Genomic DNA, 16,678 nt, shown 5'->3' with positions numbered 1-16,678 from the left:
TGTCAGCCGCCGTTCAGCTCCAGGACAAAATCCTGTTTGGCGAGGTAGTCCCGCTCGTTCTCGAGGTCGGCCAGGGTCAACGGCCTGTCATCCAGCCAGCCCGGAGGAAATTCCAGCACCAGCTTGTCCTTGTGGGCCGTCAGGGTGAAGGCCGGAGGTTGTTCCTGGTTGCGAGGGTGTTGAATCAGAACGGCCAGGCGGACCAGTACACACAGGTAACGCAGCCTTGCGATGTCTTCCGGATCCAGACCTTCGAAGATGGCGGAGGCGAACTTGCGCCGGTGGCCGCGCACCAGTGTTGCAAGGTCGCGCTGGAACTGCTGGGAGAAACCGGGCAGGTCCGAATAGCGCAACAGGTAGGCGCCGTGTTTGTGATACTGGCTGTGAGAAATGGTCAGGCCAATCTCGTGCAGACGGCAGGCCCAGCGCAGTACTTCTTCGTCAGTTGCCGTGTTCAGGCCCCAGGCATCGGCCACCTGTTGCCAGGCGGCCACGGCCGTTTCTTCAACGGCGGCACCGTGTTCCTGGTCAACATGATAACGTTCCTGAAGGGCGGATATGGTTCGCTCCCGGACATCCTCGTGCTGAATGCGCCCGACAATGTCGTAGAGCAGGCCTTCCCGCAGTGCGCCGTCGGCGAACGACATGTCCCGGATACCGAGAGACTGGAACGCCCCCATCAGGATGGCAAATCCCGCCGGAAAGATGCTCTGGCGATCCGAGCGTACACCGAGATCTCCCAGTTTTTCCGTTTTGCCCATATCCACCAGGCGTTTGCGTAGCTCCTGCATGGCGGCAAGCGTAATGGTGCCGTCGGTGATTTTCAGGGTCGCCAGCAGGCTGGCAATGGCCTTGATCGAGCCGGATGAGCCTACCGCGCTCTGCCAGCCCACAGAACGATAGTGCTGGCGGATATTGAGCAGTTCCTGCTCAGCATGGGTTACGGCCTTGTCCATCTGCCGCTTGGTGATCTTGCCGTCCGGGAAGTACCGGTTCCGGAAGGAGACGCAGCCCATATGCAGGCTCTCAAGCTCCTGGGGTTCGAACCGCTGGCCGATGATGAACTCGGTGCTGCCACCGCCGATATCGATCACCAGCCGGCGGCCGATGTCGTCAGACAGCGTGTGGGAGACACCCAGGTAGATCAGGCGGGCCTCCTCCCGACCGGCAATGATCTCCACGGGATAGCCCAGAACCTCCTCGGCTCGCGCCATGAACTGATGCGCGTTGCGGGCGACCCGAAGCGCGTTGGTGCCGACAATCTGGACGGCTTCCGGGGGCATTCCCTTCAGCCGTTGTGCGAATCGGCCCAGGCAGGCCAGGGCACGTTCCTGGGCATCTTCGGTCAGTCGATTGTACTGATCCAGCCCGGCACCAAGCTGAACCTTTTCTCCCATCTTCTCGAGGGTCCGGATTTCCCCATGCACTAGTCGGGCAACCACCATGTGGAAGCTGTTCGAGCCCATGTCGATGGCTGCCAGCACTTCCGATGAGGAGGCAGCGTTTTCGGCGGTGGATGCGGCCGTCACGTGGTCGGAATCCTTTTGATTTGAACGTGCAGGCTACTATAAGCGAAATCCCTCAGGCCTGTCAGTAACCGGAAAACCCGGTCTTTGACCGGGGTCAGGCGCGGATCGGTTCATGGTAGTGGATCTACCGCTTCACATACGGCTGATCAATCGCGTAAAGTATGACGTACCGTGATTTGGGTGAAAGGTTGTCTGCAACCCTTGGCAGCCTTCAGCGACAGTCAACAGCACCTGCGACCGGTAAGAAAGTCCGTCAGGGCGATGCCGTTGTGCAGCAGTAGTGCATGAATCAGGAAAAGGTAATGAGCGGAAATATCGTAAATGTAACCGACGCTTCTTTTGAGCAGGATGTACTGCAGTCCGACGTCCCCGTATTGGTGGACTACTGGGCCGAGTGGTGCGGTCCCTGCAAGATGATTGCACCGGTGCTTGAAGAGATTGCCGACGAATATGACGGCAAACTGAAAGTCTGCAAGCTCAACATTGACGAAAACGAGCAGACCCCGCCGAAGTTCAACATCCGTGGTATCCCAACCCTGATGCTGTTCAAGAACGGCAATGTGGACGCCACTAAAGTCGGTGCACTCTCCAAATCCCAGCTGGCGGCCTTCCTGGACAGCAATCTCTGATTGCCCTCGGGTCACCAGAAACCGCCCCTGAGTCGAGGCTCACGGGCGGTTTTTTTATGGCCAGTTACTTCCAGTCGTCGGAGCGCGCCAGATCGGATTCTTTCTGTTCCACCCAGTGTTCTCCGTCTGAGGTGATTTCCTTCTTCCAGAACGGCGCCGATGTCTTCAGGGCGTCCATGATGAATTCGCAGGCCGCGAACGCGTCCCCCCGGTGGGCGCTGCACACCCCCACGAAGACAATCTGATCGCACAACGCCAGCCGCCCAACCCTGTGGATCACCCTGGCCTTGCGCACATCCCAGCGTTCCGAGGCGTCATCGATGAGCCCCTGGATCACCTGTTCCGTCATTCCGGGGTAGTGCTCCAGGTAAAGTCCCGTGACGCCTTGCAGATCGCCACTGTCCCGCACCAGGCCGGTAAATGTTGCAATTGCGCCGGTGCCGGCACCACTGTCACGAAGGGCCGCGTATTCGGCGGCAACGTCAAAATCCTCAGACTGGACCGAAATCATCTCAACCTCCGGTGACAGGCGGGAAAAAGGCCAGTTCATCGCCGGCTTTAACCTCTGAGCCCGGTTTCGCCATGGCCTGGTTGATCGCAATCATTACGGGCTGGTCGCCCTGCAATTGCCCCCAGGGGCCGCCCTGGGTTGCCAGCTCTGCCAGCACATCGCCGGCCGTCATGCCGGGCGTCGCTTCGATAGCCAGTTGTTCGGTTTTCAGCTCCTCGCGCAGGCGGGCAAAGAAACGTACCGTAATCGTGTTATCACTCATGGTCAGCTCAACAGTTCCGAAAACGAATAGTAGGTTAGCAGGTCGCCGGGGCTTACCGTGGTGTTTTCAGGCACCACGGCCAAGCCGTCTGCCCAGCAGGTAGAGCTCAGGATGCCCGAGCTCTGATTGGGGTATGCGGCTACTGCCGACCCGGAGCCCCGTGTTTCCTTCCGGGCCCTGACAAACTCCCGGCGAACTGAGGGCGAAGCAATGGCAAAGTCTGCGGGTATCCGCTCGCCCGAGAGAGGTTTCAGGTTGCGCCCCTGGCGTTTACGGATATAGGGCATACCCACCATCAGGAAAGTGACCAGCACGGACCCCGGATTGCCGGGCAGTCCCAGTACCGGCGTGCCGCCGATGGCGCCAAAAGCCACGGGTTTGCCGGGTTTGATCGCCATTTTCCAGAGCGACAGGCTGCCGGACTCCTCCAGCACCGCGCGCACGTGGTCTTCCTCACCCACGGATACGCCCCCGCTGGTGATAATCAGGTCGGCAGACTCCGCGGCACGCAGCAGCGTCTCCCGGGTGGCCTCCCGTTTGTCTCTGAGGGTCTCGCAAAGCACGACGTTGCAACCGGCCTGGGTGAGCAGTCCCATCAGGGTGAAGCGGTTGCTGTTGTAAATCTGTCCCGGCCCGAGTGGCGTGCCAGGGTCCACCAACTCATCCCCCGTGGAGAGAATGGCGACTTTCAGCCGTGCCAGAACGGCAACCCGGGCAACGCCCATGGACGCCAGCAGACCCATCTCGTTAGGGCGCACCTGTGTGCCTTTTGCCAGAGCAAGGTCACCCCGGGTCAGATCCTGGCCCCGGCGGCGGATATTCTGGCCTTCGTCTACCTCTGCCAGGACAAGAATGCCGGCGTCGGTTACCTCCACCCGCTCCTGCATGACCACCGAGTCGGCGCCCTCGGGAATCTCCGAGCCGGTAAAAATACGCGCGGCAGTGTCGGGTTCCAGGGGCTTTGGCGCTTCACCGGCCGGAATCCGGGCCGAGACCGGCATGGGTCGGTCGCCATGCAGGTCCTGCTTGCGCAGGGCGTAGCCGTCCACCGCACTGTTGTCTGCCGGCGGCACGTCTGCCGGAACATAGTGGTTCTCGGCAAGAACCCGGCCCAGGGAGTCGGCAAGGTCGACGGTTTCAATCTCCGTAACCACCGGGGCTTTCGACAACAGGTGGTCCAGGGCATCTTCCAGGGGCATGAGGTTTGGGTTGGCCATCAATTCTGAACTCCGGTCAGGATGTCTTCTCGCCTTAGCGCTTGGCGCGCTGTCCAATCACTTCGTTGAGCCGCTGCATGGGCTTCTCGGGTTTGCGTAAGACGAGGCCCGAGAAATTGCACGGTGTGTGACGGCTGTCCAGCTGGCTGAGGAGAATGCCTTCCCAGCCGGTGCGGCAGGCACCGGTTGAGCCCGGCAGGCAAAAGATCACCGTATGGTTTGCCATGCCCGCCATTGCCCGTGACTGTACGGTCGAGGATCCGATCTCGGCGGCGGACAGGCGACGGAATTCCTCGCCAAAGCCTTCTACGGTTTTGTCCAGCAAAGGCCGGACTGCCTCCGGCGTGCTGTCCCGCTCAAGCAGTCCGGTGCCACCGGTAATGATCACGACATGCACCTGTGAATCTGCGATCCAGTTGGACAACAATGCCCGCACCAGATACACGTCGTCAGGCAGGATCCGGCGGGCGACCAGGTTGTGGCCGGCCTCGACAACGCTGTCCTCCAGGAACTGCCCGGAGGTGTCCTGTTCAGGCCCCCGTGTATCGGACACGGTCAGCAGGGCAACGTTCAGGGGTTTCAGTTCGGTACTGGGTACACTGCTCATGGATGGCGCTCCAGAATCGTTGAAAAATGGTTATACGCCAGTATCGCCATCACGGGCTTCCAATGGAAGGGAGTAACCCATCAGGGGGAGGCTCTACAGGCCTGTTGTGGCCGGTTTGGCGTGAAATTGTCGTTAATTTGTGCAGTGCACTTGACATTCGCCAGTCAGGTGGCCGATGATCGCTCTTGCCCGGCGAACGGTTGTTCCCACTCTCTGGCTTCAGTACCTTAATTCCGGACTCCATCTACACCGGTTGCTCCAACTGGCCAGCATCAAGTTCAGCGTTTTTTTACGACCAATACGTTCAGGGGCACCCCTGTCATTCCAATACTCGTTTACTTCCATTCCTGAAAATCCAACAAACTATGAATCTTACTGAACTCAAGCAGAAATCCGTGCCCGAATTGCTCGACATTGCGCAAGAGATGGGCCTCGATAACCTGGCTCGTTCGCGCAAACAGGATGTGATCTTCACCATCCTGAAAAAGCACGCAAAAAGCGGCGAAGACATCTACGGTGACGGCGTACTGGAAATTCTGCAGGACGGCTTTGGCTTCCTCCGTTCCGCCGATGCCTCCTACCTGGCAGGACCGGACGACATATACGTCTCGCCCAGTCAGATCCGCCGTTTCAACCTGCGCACGGGCGATACGGTTGCCGGCAAGATTCGCCCACCCAAAGACGGCGAGCGCTACTTTGCCTTGTTGAAGGTCAGCGAGATCAATTTCGACAAGCCGGATAACGCCCGAAACAAGATTCTCTTCGAGAACCTCACGCCCCTGTTCCCGGATGAGCGCCTGATGCTCGAAGCCGGTAACGGCAGCACCGAGGATCTCTCCTCTCGAGTGCTGGACCTGGTAGCGCCCATCGGCAAAGGCCAGCGTGGACTGATCGTGTCTCCGCCCAAGGCCGGTAAAACGCTGCTGATGCAGAGCATCGCCCAGTCCATCACCCGTAACAATCCAGAGTGCCATGTGATGGTACTGCTGATTGACGAGCGGCCAGAGGAAGTGACCGAGATGCAGCGCACCGTGCGCGGCGAAGTCATCGCCTCCACCTTTGACGAGCCGCCGGCCCGTCACGTGCAGGTCGCCGAGATGGTGATCGAAAAGGCCAAGCGTCTGGTCGAGCACAAGAAAGACGTGGTTATCCTGCTGGATTCCATCACCCGTCTGGCTCGCGCCTACAACACGGTGATCCCGTCTTCAGGCAAGGTCCTGACCGGTGGTGTTGACGCCCACGCCCTGGAAAAACCCAAGCGCTTCTTCGGTGCCGCCCGTAACGTGGAAGAAGGCGGAAGCCTGACCATCCTTGCTACCGCGCTGGTCAACACCGGTTCCAAGATGGACGAGGTGATCTACGAGGAGTTCAAGGGCACCGGCAACATGGAGATCCATCTGGATCGCAAGATTGCCGAGAAGCGGACCTATCCGGCCATCAACATCCGCAGCTCCGGCACCCGCCGTGAGGATCTGCTGATGAGTGAAGCCGATATCCAGCGGGTCTGGATCCTGCGCAAGCTCCTGCACTCCATGGACGACGACACCGCCGCCATCGAGTTCCTGCTGGACAAGCTCAAGGACACCAAGACCAACGATGAGTTCTTCCAGTCCATGAAGCGCCGTTGATCTCTTCCTAGCTAGGACAAGCGCCTCTGGTTTTGGGGGCTGGCAGAGCCGGGGAGAACCTCCCCGGACACGCCGTGAACCCATCCCTGGGGGCTCGGCATTGCCATCCCTGGCAATGCACGGTCCGGGGAGGTTCTCCCCGGCTCCGCCGTTCATACCAAGTGCGCGCATCTTGTTCCAACTGCCTTAAAGCAGTCCAGCGACCACCGATCTCCGTAGTACTGGCATATCTGAACGGAGTAACCGATGAAATACAACGACCTGCGAGACTTCATTGACCAGCTGGAGAGGCTGGGCGAGCTGAAACGAATCAGCGTTGAAGTCGACCCTCATCTGGAAATGACAGAAATCTGCGACCGTACATTGCGGGCAGGTGGTCCTGCGTTGTTGTTTGAAAACCCCAGGGGCTATGACATGCCGGTGCTGGCCAACCTGTTCGGGACACCGAAGCGGGTGGCGCTGGGTATGGGTCAGGATAACGTTACGGCGCTTCGGGACATCGGTAAGCTGCTGGCGTTTCTCAAGGAACCGGATCCCCCCAAGGGCTTCCGGGACGCCATCGAGAAACTGCCGCTGTTCCGGCAGGTGATGCGCATGAGTCCCAAGGTACTTCGTTCTGCGCCCTGCCAGGACGTGGTGATCGAAAAGGATCAGGTGGACCTGTACCAGATTCCGGTGCAGCACTGCTGGCCCGGCGATGCAGGGCCGCTGGTCACCTGGCCGCTGGTGATTACCCGCGGGCCCCACAAAGAGCGACAGAACCTGGGTATCTACCGCCAGCAGGTCATCGGCCGCAACCGGCTGATCATGCGCTGGCTCAGTCACCGCGGTGGTGCCCTGGACTTTCAGGAGTTCCAGAAGGCTAATCCGGGCCAACCCTATCCGGTTGCCGTGGCCCTGGGTGCCGACCCGGCCACCATTCTCGGCGCAGTCACCCCAGTGCCCGATACCCTGTCGGAATATGCGTTTGCCGGGCTGCTGCGTGGCAGCCGGACCGAGCTGGTGAAGGCCGGCCTGAGTGATCTACAGGTGCCGGCCAGCGCGGAGATTGTGCTGGAAGGCTTCATCTATCCGGACGATATGGCGCCGGAAGGGCCGTTTGGCGATCACACCGGTTATTACAACGAAGTGGACCACTTTCCGGTATTCACCGTAGAACGGATCACCCATCGCAGGGACCCGATCTATCACAGTACCTACACCGGTCGTCCGCCCGATGAGCCGGCGATTCTCGGGGTGGCTCTGAACGAGGTGTTCATCCCGATTCTGCAAAAGCAGTTTCCGGAGATAGTGGATTTCTACCTGCCGCCGGAGGGCTGTTCCTATCGGCTTGCAGTGGTGACCATGAAGAAACAGTACCCCGGCCATGCCAAACGGGTGATGATGGGGGTATGGTCGTTCCTGCGGCAGTTCATGTACACCAAGTTTGTGATTGTCACGGATGACGACGTGAATGCCCGCAACTGGGAAGACGTAATCTGGGCGATTACCACCCGGATGGATCCTGTCCGGGACACCACGCTGGTGGAGAATACGCCCATCGATTATCTGGATTTTGCTTCACCGGTCTCCGGTCTCGGCTCCAAGATGGGGATGGATGCCACCAACAAGTGGCCGGGCGAGACCACCCGGGAATGGGGGGAGCCCATCGCCATGACAGACGACGTTAAACAGCGCGTCGATGAGTTGTGGGATACCCTGGGCATTGAAAGTACGGCATCGCGCCCCGACTGATATGGGCAGTGAACACAGGGCGGTGCGGCTTTTTCCCTCTGGTATCGCCTTCACTGCGGCGCCGGAGGCAGATTTGCTCGGCGCTGCCGCGCAGGCTGGCATTGATGTGCCGGCGGCCTGTCGCAATGGGGTATGTGAAATCTGTGAGGCCCGACTGCTGGCCGGCAGCGCGCTGAATACCCGAAACCAACAGACTATAGAGGTCGGCGAGCGTTTGATGATGTGCCGAAGCATCGCGCTCACGGACCTGGAACTGGAGATATCCGCCGTTATGGCAGCTGGAAACAATCAGCCTGGCAAGTTTCAGGCAAAGGTCGTGGACGTACGTTCCATCAGTCACGATGTCTATCGCGTTGAGCTGCAGCTTCCGCGGCGTCGGGAACTGTCGTTTCATGCCGGGCAGTACCTGTCGGTTAATCTGCCTGACGCAGACCCCTGTTATTTTTCCATTGCCAGCAGCCCGTCGGCCCAGAATATTGAACTGCATATCCAGGCGACCCCGGAGTGGGTGTCGGCGCAGAAGGTTATTGATGCTCTGACGTCCGGTGGCGAAGTGACCGTGGAGCTGCCCCATGGCAAGGCATGCCTGGCATCTGCACCAACGAAACCCTTGTTGCTGGTGGCCGCTGGCACCGGTTTTGCCCAGATGAAAAGCCTCGTGGATTACCTCCGGGAAACGTCCTACGACCAGCCGGTGAAACTGTACTGGGGAGTACGTCGGCATGAGGACATGTACCTTCGCGCCCTGGCACAGCAGTGGCAGGACGAGTGGTCGCGTTTCACGTTCCTGCCGGTGGTGGGGGATGATGAGGATAATGATTGGGCTGGCCATCACGACCAGCTGGTTCGCGCGGTTCTTGCTTCCGGTATGGACTGGAAAAATGTGGAAGTCCACGCCAGCGGTTCGCCCACCATGGTGTACACCCTGATGGATGCCCTGGTGGATGCGGGCCTGCCCGAAGAGGCGTTCTTTTCTGACGTGCTGGAATACGCACCGAGGACCTGAATCAGGCCCTCGGCATCGGCAGTTCCGGTAGCCCGTTATCCTTGGCCAGTCCCTGCATCAGCAGTTTCACGCTGGCCTCTTCCTCACCCATGTGGGCATTCAGTCGGCTCAGTTCTGCCAGTGCCTCCCGGCTGCGTTTCAGGCGGAGGCTGGTTTCGAAATATTCCCGGGCCTTACCCCAGAGTTCATTGCGCAGGCTCAGCCTGCCCAGGGCCAGCAAGAGCTCGGGATTATTCGGCCGGTCCTTCAGCCATTGTTCGGCCAGTAACAACTGCTCATCCGGTTTCTGGCCCTTCACCCGCCCGTAGAGGTTGATCAGCTCATCACTCCAGTGGTTGCGCAGCACCTTGCGCAGCAGGGTTTCGGTCTGGACCTCGTCGCCAAGACTGGCAAGCAGGCGCGCGTAGTCCCGGATGGTGTATTCGTCGCGACGCAGAAAGCCCGGGAGCTCGTCCCAAAGCCTGGTCAGTGGTTCCAGCGACGCGTCAGGTTCCTGTTTCTGCTGGCGCCGGCAATCCTCTGCGGCACGCTCCAGCAGGTTGTGCCAGACCTGACGTTCGAGATCATTGAGTTCCGCTTCGGAAAGCACGCTGCGTTTGCGAAGTTCAGGCAATAATCTGGACAATTCGCGCCAGTCTTCCAGGCGCAGGTAGGTATTTTTCAGCAGCTTCAGAACAAAGGGATGATGGGGCGACTGTTTGCGCAGGCGAACCAGCGTGGCCAGGGCCTGCTCCAGCCGGTTGCCGGCCAGTTGCAGTTGCGCCTGGGTGATGCCCACTGCCATGTCGGAACCCGGGGTGCTGTCGAAGGCCTTGCGCAGCAGTTCATCCACCGCCTCGTGATCGCCTGATTCGAACGATGCCTGGGCTGCCGCCAGGTAATTGATCAGGGGTGTGTCGGCATGGCTGGCGGAGGATGTCAGCAGTTTCCGGGCTCTGGGCCAGTTGCCCTCGGCCAGCGCGAGAAGCCCCTGGGTGGTCCGGCGCCGGGCCCGGCGCTCATTGCCCCGGGCAATCCAGCCAGCTACCAGACCAGTGCTGGTTCTGAGCCTGCGGATAACGTTGATGGTGAGGACTGTCAGGACAACCAGGGCAATGATCACGCCCAATCCCACCCAGAAGTTGGTTTCGATCAGATAATGGCCCAGGCTGATCCGGATGTAGCCCAGATCATATTGCAACCCGAGGGACAGGCCGGTGCCTATCAGCAGTGCCAGCAGGATGATCAGTAACAGGCGAATCATGAATCATCGCCTCCATTTCCACTGCCGGAGTTTTCCTCGTCATTGCCGTTGTTGGCATTGAGGCGCCCCGCCAGCCGTTCCTTGAGCAGATCCAGGGACTGGCTGATATCCGGCAGCTCCGGATCCACATTTTTTTGCGCCAGCTCGGCCAGGGTGTCGCTCAGGGCTGCGACCCGGGGATTGCTGGCGTTGTACCAGTCGTCAATGGTGGTCCGGGCTTTGGTAAGGGCCCGTTCATACAGCGGCTGATTGCCTCGCAGCACGGCCATTTCCGCTTCTTCCAGCATGAGCTGCAGGTTGAGGCGGGCATAGGCGCTCTGGTCTGGAGAGAGCAGCGGCTTCACCGGCTCGTCCATGCGGCGTACAACCACCACCTGCATCAGGGTGGATTTCACCTTGTTCCAGGCCTGCGCAACGGCGCCGGGCTCTCCGCCGGTTTCAGCGCTTTCTTCCGTTCCGGCGTTGAGGACAAAGCCGGGGGCGTTCTCGCTGATCAGGGCCTGGTCGGTGAGCTGGTGAATGCTGTTGATGGCGGCTTCCAGTTTCAGGTAGAGACCGGTCCGGTCCACGCCGGTGAGTCCCTTGAGCGCCAGGATTTCACGGGCCAGCTGCTGGCGAACCGGGTAAACACCGATGTCGTCGGATTCGGCCAGCACTTCATCGGCCGCTTCCAGGGCCGACATGGCACCGCGAATGTCTTTTTCGATCATCAATCGCTGATTGGCAATGCGCAGCAGGTATTCGGCCTCTGCCAGCAGCCAGTCGGTGCGTGTGCGATTTCCGGCTTCCAGCAATTCACGGGCATTGTGGTCGATCTGGCGCTGCTGGGTGGCGATTAGTTCCCGCTGGCTTGCCAGTTTCTCTTCCAGGGACTGAAGGCGCTGGCTCTGCTGGCTGCCCCGGTCGCCGTAAAGATCCTCGAGCTGGGCGGTATCCTGTTGCAGGCTCTGGAGTGTCTGCATCACGGCCTGGTGGTTGTTCCATTGTTGCCAGCTCCAGAGGGCCAGGGCGACAGCGATGATCAGCGCAATGATGGCAACAAGCCATACTGGCCAGAGTTTCTGGCGGGCTGGTGGTTCCTTGGAAACGGTTGCGGGCAGTTGATTCGTAGTGTCTGTCACGGGCGTCCTTACTTGGCTTTTCCGGAGCCACCGTCCCGGCCGGCAAGTTGCGCTGCAACCGTGGCCACGATGTCGTTATCGGCAAGGCTTCCTGGTATACACGGATTTCGGAATCCCGCTGCCCGGGCCTGTTCGGCAACCCGATCTGCGGGAACAATCAATAACCTATCGTATAGATTATGGCTGCTATTCGCACATAGTGCGATGAGATTGTTCAAGGTTTCTCCAGACAGGGCAACGATGGCCTCCGGAGCAAAGGTATCGAGGGTGGCCCGGATCTGCTCTGGAGAGTAGTCCGGGCGGAAGCGGCGATACAGGGGCAGGAGGGTGACCCGGGCGCCCCGGGATTCGAGGGTTTCCCGAATCAGTTCACGCCCGGTTTCTCCGCGGGCGAGCAGGACCCGTTCACCTTGCAGCTTTTGCAGTGACGGCAGTGCCAGGAGCGCCTCGCTGGTCCAGCCTTCGGGCGGCCTGCGTGGGCTGAGGCCGTGTTCGGCAAGTACTGCCGTCGTGCCGGCGCCAACGCCGTACCAGCGGATGCCCATGGGAACCTGGGGCCACCAGGTGTCCACCTCCTCCAGAAGCAGCCTGGCGGCAAATGGGCTGACGGCGATCACATGGGAGAATTCATCCAGGCTCAGGATAAGGGTCCGCCGTTCGGGCGTTTCCGGCAGAGGTTCCCGCTCAATCAGTGGCAGGATACGCACATCGGCGCCGGCTGAGCGAAACCGGTTTGCCAGCCGGGAGGCCTCCGGTTCGGGCCGGCAGATGAGGATCCGCCGGCCGTTCAGGTCGGGCTCAGGTGGGTGTGTGGCCATAGATTTCAGCCAGCACCTTGTCGGCTCCGAGAGCCAGCAGATCCTCGGCCAGTTCCCGGCCCAGGCGTTCACCTTCGGCCCTTGGCGCGCGGCCCTCCACCCGGAAGATCTGGGTGCCATCCACTGCGCCCACAAGGCCCCGTAGCCAGATCGTGTCATCATCCTCGAGCAGGGCATAGGCTGCGATCGGTACCTGGCAACCGCCCTCGAGACGACGGTTCAGGGCCCGTTCGGCGGTGACGCGATCCCAGGTGTCTTTGTGCTTCAGGGGTTCAAGCATCGTCAGCAGATCCTGGTCATCCACCCGACATTCAATGCCAAGGGCGCCCTGGCCGACGGCCGGCAGCGAAACCGTGTCCGGCAGGCAGTAGCGGATACGCTCGTGAAAGCCCAGGCGCTTCAGGCCCGAGCTGGCCAGCACGATGGCTTCGTATTCGCCGGCATCGAGCTTGGCCAGCCGGGTGTTGACGTTGCCGCGCAGCACTCGAATCTGCAGGTCCGGGCGATAGGCCCGAAGCTGGGCCTCCCTGCGCAGGCTTGCAGTGCCGACCACGGCCCCTTGGGGCAGGGCGTCAACGTTGTCGTAGTGATTGCTGACGAAGGCGTCGGTCGGGTCTTCCCGCTCGCAGATGGCCACCAGTCCTAGCCCTTCCGGAAACTCCATGGGTACGTCTTTCATGGAATGCACTGCCAGGTCGGCCCGACCGTCCAGCATGGCTTCTTCCAGCTCCTTGACGAACAGGCCCTTGCCGCCGATTTTCGCCAGGGGCACGTCCAGGATCTTGTCACCCTGGGTCTTGATCTTGACCAGTTCCACGGTGATGTTGTCGTGCAGCCTTTCCAGTTCGGCCTTGATGAATTCCGCCTGCCAAAGCGCCAGGGCGCTGCTGCGGGTTGCAATGCGAAGGGTACGTTTGGACATGACACTCACTGTCGGTTCGAAAAAATGTCCGCCAAGGTTACCTTGTGGCGGCAGAAAAGTCCCGCGGCTACCACCTCTGGGAGCGCTACGGACTCAGCCTGGCTGGTGCTCCTGAAGCCACTGGCGAACGTTGCTGGCATGGCGGCGGCTGACCGGGAGCTCGCCCTGACCATTCCTCAGTACGACCAGGTTGTGGCCACCCGGCGTCCGTTTCAGTGCCTGGATAAAGCGCACACCTACCAGGGTGTTCCGATGGATTCGCAGCAGGATGCCCGGATAACTGTTTTCCAGTTCCTTCAGGGTGTAGTCACACACGGTCTCACCCCGGGCATGGTGGATGGTGACGTACTTCTGATCCGCCCCGCAGTAGAGGATTTCCGACAGATCGATCAGCTCGGTGCCGCGGTGGGTGCGCACCGCCAGTTGTTCCGGGCTCTGAGCCGTTTGCCCGTTCAGTGCCTGCAACTGCACCCGGTTGACCCTGCCCGCCCGGGCCAGGGCCTCTGCCAATGCCTCTTTGCGAACCGGTTTGAGCAGGTAGGCGATGGCCTGAACGTCGAACGCCTGGATGGCGTAATGGTCGTAGGCGGTGCAGAAAATCAGGGCGGGCGGATTGGCCAGCTGGCTCAGGCGGCTGGCAGCCTCCATGCCGTCCATGCCCGGCATGCGGATGTCCAGCAGCAGAATATCCGGCTCCAGTTCCGCCACCTGCTTCAAAGAGCTGTCGCCGTCTGCAGCCTCGCCACAGACCCGATACCCCGGCAGCGCCTCCACCAAACGGCGGATGCGTTCCCGGGCCAGGGGTTCGTCATCGGCAATCAGGACACTGCGGGTATCAGTCATGACTGGCCTCAATTCCCTTTTTCATGGATTCATGTCTTGCGGGCTTTTTGTTCGCCGGCCCTTTGCCGCGGCAACCTCAGGGTAACGGTATACACATCATTTTGATGGCTTTGCTTCAACACCGCCGGTTCACCGAACAGCGCCCGGAGCCGGGACTGTATGTTGGTCAGTGCCATACGGTTGCCGTCGTGTTGCTGGTTATTCTGGTCCGGCTTCGGGTTCTGCACCAGCAGGTAGACAAACTCGCCTTTGGCCTGTGCCTCAATCCGCACGGTGCCGCCGTCCGGGCGGGGCTGAATGCCGTGATAGATGGCATTCTCCACCAGGGGCTGAAGCGTGAGCGGGGGAATCGCCTGTTGCTCAAGGCCCTCCTCAATCTGCCATTCCAGTTTCAGTCGGTCGCCCAGACGCAGTGCCTCAATGGCCAGGTAGCGTTGGCACAGCGCCAGTTCCCGGGACAGCGGGATTAGCTGATCGCCGGTGCGAAGGCTGGCGCGAAACAGTTCCGACAGGTCCAGCACGGCCTCTTCCGCCCGTTCCGGGTTGACCGCAATCAGGCTGGCGATGGTGTTCATGCTGTTGAACAGGAAGTGGGGCTGTATGCGAGCCTGAAGCGATGCCAGGTGCGCCTGCATTTCCGCCTCCCGTTGCTGTTGCCACTGGTGCTGCAGGTAAAAATAGCGCAGCACCATGAGCACGATCAGTAACGCCAGCAGCATTTTCTTGGCCACGCCCTGCCAGACGGCCACGCCGTCCTGGGGGTGCAGTACGCTGTCGGCAAACAGGCTGAACGCCAGCACATCCAGCAGCACAATGGCGACAATGGTGGTCGTTGCACCGGAGACTGACATCCTCGCAAGCCTGGAACGCAGAAGGCAGATCAGGGCGGCACTGGTCAGGGTGGTCCACTGCACGAACAGCGACAGCAGTCCGAAGTAATTCCAGTCGATCCAGCCCCGGTCCGCCTGCACGATGGCGAGCACCAGGACCAGCAGTTCGCTGGTCACCAGCAACAGGAACACGGCCCTCACCCGGCACAGGTCCGGAACGAAGAACTCGCTCTCTGTCACACCTTTGTCCCCGTTACGGGGTGTCTCCTTTACCCGGGTCAGAATGGTATACTCCCGCCACGTTCAATGTACCCAGTTCCCGCCAGATGATGCCGGGCTGTCAGCAGGAAAGATAGACCATGACGGATCAGAAAAAGTCTGACCAGACCACAAGCTCTGAAAAACCCTGGGGCGGACGCTTCAGTGAGCCCACCGATGCCTTTGTTGAAAAGTTCACCGCATCCGTGGGATTTGACCAGCGCCTGTACCATCACGACATCACCGGTTCCATCGCCCATGCCACCATGCTGGCCGAGGTTGGCGTGCTCACCACCGAGGAGCGGGACCAAATCATCGAAGGCCTGAAAGGGGTCAAGGCGGACATCGAGGCCGGCAATTTCCAGTGGTCTGTCAGCCTTGAAGACGTGCACATGAACATTGAGGCGCGCCTGACCGACCGTATCGGCATCACCGGCAAGAAACTGCACACCGGCCGTAGCCGCAATGACCAGGTGGCTACCGATATCCGTCTGTACCTGCGGGACGAAATCGATGTTATTGCCGAGGAATTGAAGCGTCTGCAAGCGGGCCTGCTGGATCTGGCCGAGCGCGAGGCGGATACCATCATGCCCGGCTTCACCCATCTGCAAACCGCCCAGCCGGTCACATTCGGGCACCATTTGCTGGCCTGGTACGAAATGCTGGTACGGGATGCCGAGCGCCTGCAGGATTGCCGCAAGCGGGTCAACGTGATGCCCCTGGGCGCTGCGGCCCTGGCTGGCACCACCTATCCCATCGATCGGGCGATGACCGCCCGGCTGCTGGGCTTCGACCGGGCCAGCGAGAACAGCCTGGACTCCGTCAGCGACCGGGACTTTGCCATTGAGTTCTGTAGCTTTGGGGCGCTGCTGATGACGCACCTGTCTCGGTTCAGCGAGGAGCTGGTGCTCTGGACCTCCGCCCAGTTCGATTTCATTGATCTGCCGGATCGCTTCTGCACCGGTTCGTCCATCATGCCGCAGAAAAAGAATCCGGATGTGCCGGAGCTGGTTCGGGGCAAGACCGGTCGCGTCAACGGCCACCTGATCAGCCTGCTGACCCTGATGAAGAGCCAGCCGCTGGCCTATAACAAGGACAACCAGGAAGACAAGGAACCCCTGTTTGATACCGTGGATACTATCAAGGGCTGCCTTAAAGCCTACGCCGACATGATTCCGGCCATTCGCTCCAAGGCCGACAACATGCGGGTGGCGGCCAAGCGCGGTTTCTCGACCGCCACCGATCTGGCGGATTACCTGGTGAAGAAAGGCGTGCCCTTCCGGGACGCCCATGAAATCGTTGGCAAGTCAGTGGCGTTTGGCGTGGCAGAAGGGCGTGACCTGTCTGATATGACTCTGGAAGAGTTGCAACAGTTCTCCGATCACATTGGCGCTGATGTCTTTGACGTGTTGACCCTGGAAGGCTCGGTTCAGGCCCGGGATCACCTCGGTGGTACCGCGCCGGAACAGGTGCGCGCGGCCGTTGGCCGGGCCCGCAGTCAGTTGGGCTGAACCATTCCG

At 60.5% G+C, this 16,678-nt stretch carries 16 protein-coding genes; 5 read left to right on the top strand and 11 right to left on the bottom strand.

What is annotated here, in order from left to right; all coding sequences use genetic code 11:
* Nucleotides 1-2: 2 nt before the first annotated feature.
* Nucleotides 3-1,529, bottom strand: a complete 1,527-nt coding sequence (ppx, locus tag KEHDKFFH_RS10710) for an exopolyphosphatase (protein WP_104321917.1) — start codon at nucleotides 1,527-1,529, stop codon at nucleotides 3-5.
* Between the two features lie 302 nt (nucleotides 1,530-1,831).
* Here ppx and trxA point away from each other — a divergent pair, with 302 nt between their 5' ends.
* Entirely contained in the window at nucleotides 1,832-2,158 is a 327-nt protein-coding gene (gene trxA / locus KEHDKFFH_RS10705; protein WP_008169901.1) for a thioredoxin TrxA, read from the top strand.
* A gap of 64 nt (nucleotides 2,159-2,222) precedes the next feature.
* Here trxA and KEHDKFFH_RS10700 read toward each other — a convergent pair whose 3' ends face one another.
* From KEHDKFFH_RS10700 to moaB, 4 genes are read right to left on the bottom strand one after another with little or no spacing between them, the layout of a single operon-like run.
* Complete coding sequence (locus KEHDKFFH_RS10700; RefSeq protein ID WP_104321916.1) at nucleotides 2,223-2,669, bottom strand: molybdenum cofactor biosynthesis protein MoaE; 447 nt, start codon at nucleotides 2,667-2,669, stop codon at nucleotides 2,223-2,225.
* 1 nt (nucleotide 2,670) lies between these two features.
* The gene (locus KEHDKFFH_RS10695; protein ID WP_104321915.1) at nucleotides 2,671-2,931 is read right to left on the bottom strand and encodes a MoaD/ThiS family protein; all 261 of its coding nucleotides are present in this window, start codon (nucleotides 2,929-2,931) and stop codon (nucleotides 2,671-2,673) included.
* 2 nt (nucleotides 2,932-2,933) lie between these two features.
* Entirely contained in the window at nucleotides 2,934-4,148 is a 1,215-nt protein-coding gene (locus KEHDKFFH_RS10690) for a molybdopterin molybdotransferase MoeA (protein ID WP_104321914.1), read from the bottom strand.
* Between the two features lie 34 nt (nucleotides 4,149-4,182).
* A complete protein-coding gene (moaB, locus tag KEHDKFFH_RS10685; RefSeq protein ID WP_064228450.1) occupies nucleotides 4,183-4,755 on the bottom strand; it encodes a molybdenum cofactor biosynthesis protein B in 573 nt (190 codons plus the stop codon).
* Between the two features lie 365 nt (nucleotides 4,756-5,120).
* Here moaB and rho point away from each other — a divergent pair, with 365 nt between their 5' ends.
* The 3 genes from rho to KEHDKFFH_RS10670 all read left to right on the top strand — a co-directional run bounded on the left by rho (nucleotide 5,121) and on the right by KEHDKFFH_RS10670 (nucleotide 9,123).
* A complete protein-coding gene (gene rho / locus KEHDKFFH_RS10680; protein WP_008169890.1) occupies nucleotides 5,121-6,383 on the top strand; it encodes a transcription termination factor Rho in 1,263 nt (420 codons plus the stop codon).
* Nucleotides 6,384-6,629: 246 nt separating this feature from the next.
* A complete protein-coding gene (gene ubiD / locus KEHDKFFH_RS10675; protein WP_104321913.1) occupies nucleotides 6,630-8,117 on the top strand; it encodes a 4-hydroxy-3-polyprenylbenzoate decarboxylase in 1,488 nt (495 codons plus the stop codon).
* 1 nt (nucleotide 8,118) lies between these two features.
* Entirely contained in the window at nucleotides 8,119-9,123 is a 1,005-nt protein-coding gene (locus KEHDKFFH_RS10670) for a 2Fe-2S iron-sulfur cluster-binding protein (RefSeq protein ID WP_104321912.1), read from the top strand.
* A 1-nt stretch (nucleotide 9,124) separates the two neighbouring features.
* Here KEHDKFFH_RS10670 and KEHDKFFH_RS10665 read toward each other — a convergent pair whose 3' ends face one another.
* From KEHDKFFH_RS10665 to KEHDKFFH_RS10640, 6 genes are all read right to left on the bottom strand, one after another.
* Nucleotides 9,125-10,366, bottom strand: coding sequence for a heme biosynthesis HemY N-terminal domain-containing protein (locus KEHDKFFH_RS10665; RefSeq protein WP_104321911.1), 1,242 nt, complete (start codon nucleotides 10,364-10,366; stop codon nucleotides 9,125-9,127).
* Nucleotides 10,363-11,487, bottom strand: coding sequence for a uroporphyrinogen-III C-methyltransferase (locus KEHDKFFH_RS10660; RefSeq protein WP_104321910.1), 1,125 nt, complete (start codon nucleotides 11,485-11,487; stop codon nucleotides 10,363-10,365). The genes KEHDKFFH_RS10665 and KEHDKFFH_RS10660 overlap by 4 nt, the downstream gene beginning before the upstream one ends.
* A gap of 8 nt (nucleotides 11,488-11,495) precedes the next feature.
* Nucleotides 11,496-12,305: a uroporphyrinogen-III synthase gene (locus KEHDKFFH_RS10655; protein WP_104321909.1), complete on the bottom strand. Its 810-nt coding sequence runs from the start codon at nucleotides 12,303-12,305 to the stop codon at nucleotides 11,496-11,498.
* Entirely contained in the window at nucleotides 12,286-13,227 is a 942-nt protein-coding gene (gene hemC / locus KEHDKFFH_RS10650; RefSeq protein WP_104321908.1) for a hydroxymethylbilane synthase, read from the bottom strand. The genes KEHDKFFH_RS10655 and hemC overlap by 20 nt, the downstream gene beginning before the upstream one ends.
* 93 nt (nucleotides 13,228-13,320) lie before the next feature.
* On the bottom strand, nucleotides 13,321-14,070 hold the full coding sequence (locus KEHDKFFH_RS10645; protein ID WP_104321907.1) for a LytR/AlgR family response regulator transcription factor: 750 nt from the start codon (nucleotides 14,068-14,070) through the stop codon (nucleotides 13,321-13,323).
* A 29-nt stretch (nucleotides 14,071-14,099) separates the two neighbouring features.
* Nucleotides 14,100-15,140: a sensor histidine kinase gene (locus KEHDKFFH_RS10640; RefSeq protein WP_104321906.1), complete on the bottom strand. Its 1,041-nt coding sequence runs from the start codon at nucleotides 15,138-15,140 to the stop codon at nucleotides 14,100-14,102.
* 119 nt (nucleotides 15,141-15,259) lie between these two features.
* Between KEHDKFFH_RS10640 and argH the strand changes: the two genes are divergently transcribed.
* Nucleotides 15,260-16,669 carry an argininosuccinate lyase gene (gene argH, locus KEHDKFFH_RS10635; RefSeq protein WP_104321905.1) on the top strand — a complete coding sequence of 470 codons (1,410 nt, stop codon included), beginning with the start codon at nucleotides 15,260-15,262 and terminating at the stop codon, nucleotides 16,667-16,669.
* Nucleotides 16,670-16,678 lie beyond the last annotated feature (9 nt).

The organism is Marinobacter maroccanus (assembly GCF_002933275.1).
Classification (GTDB): domain Bacteria; phylum Pseudomonadota; class Gammaproteobacteria; order Pseudomonadales; family Oleiphilaceae; genus Marinobacter; species Marinobacter maroccanus.
The sequence above is the reverse complement of the archived record's forward strand: the minus strand, read 5'-3'. Positions and strand labels throughout refer to the sequence as shown.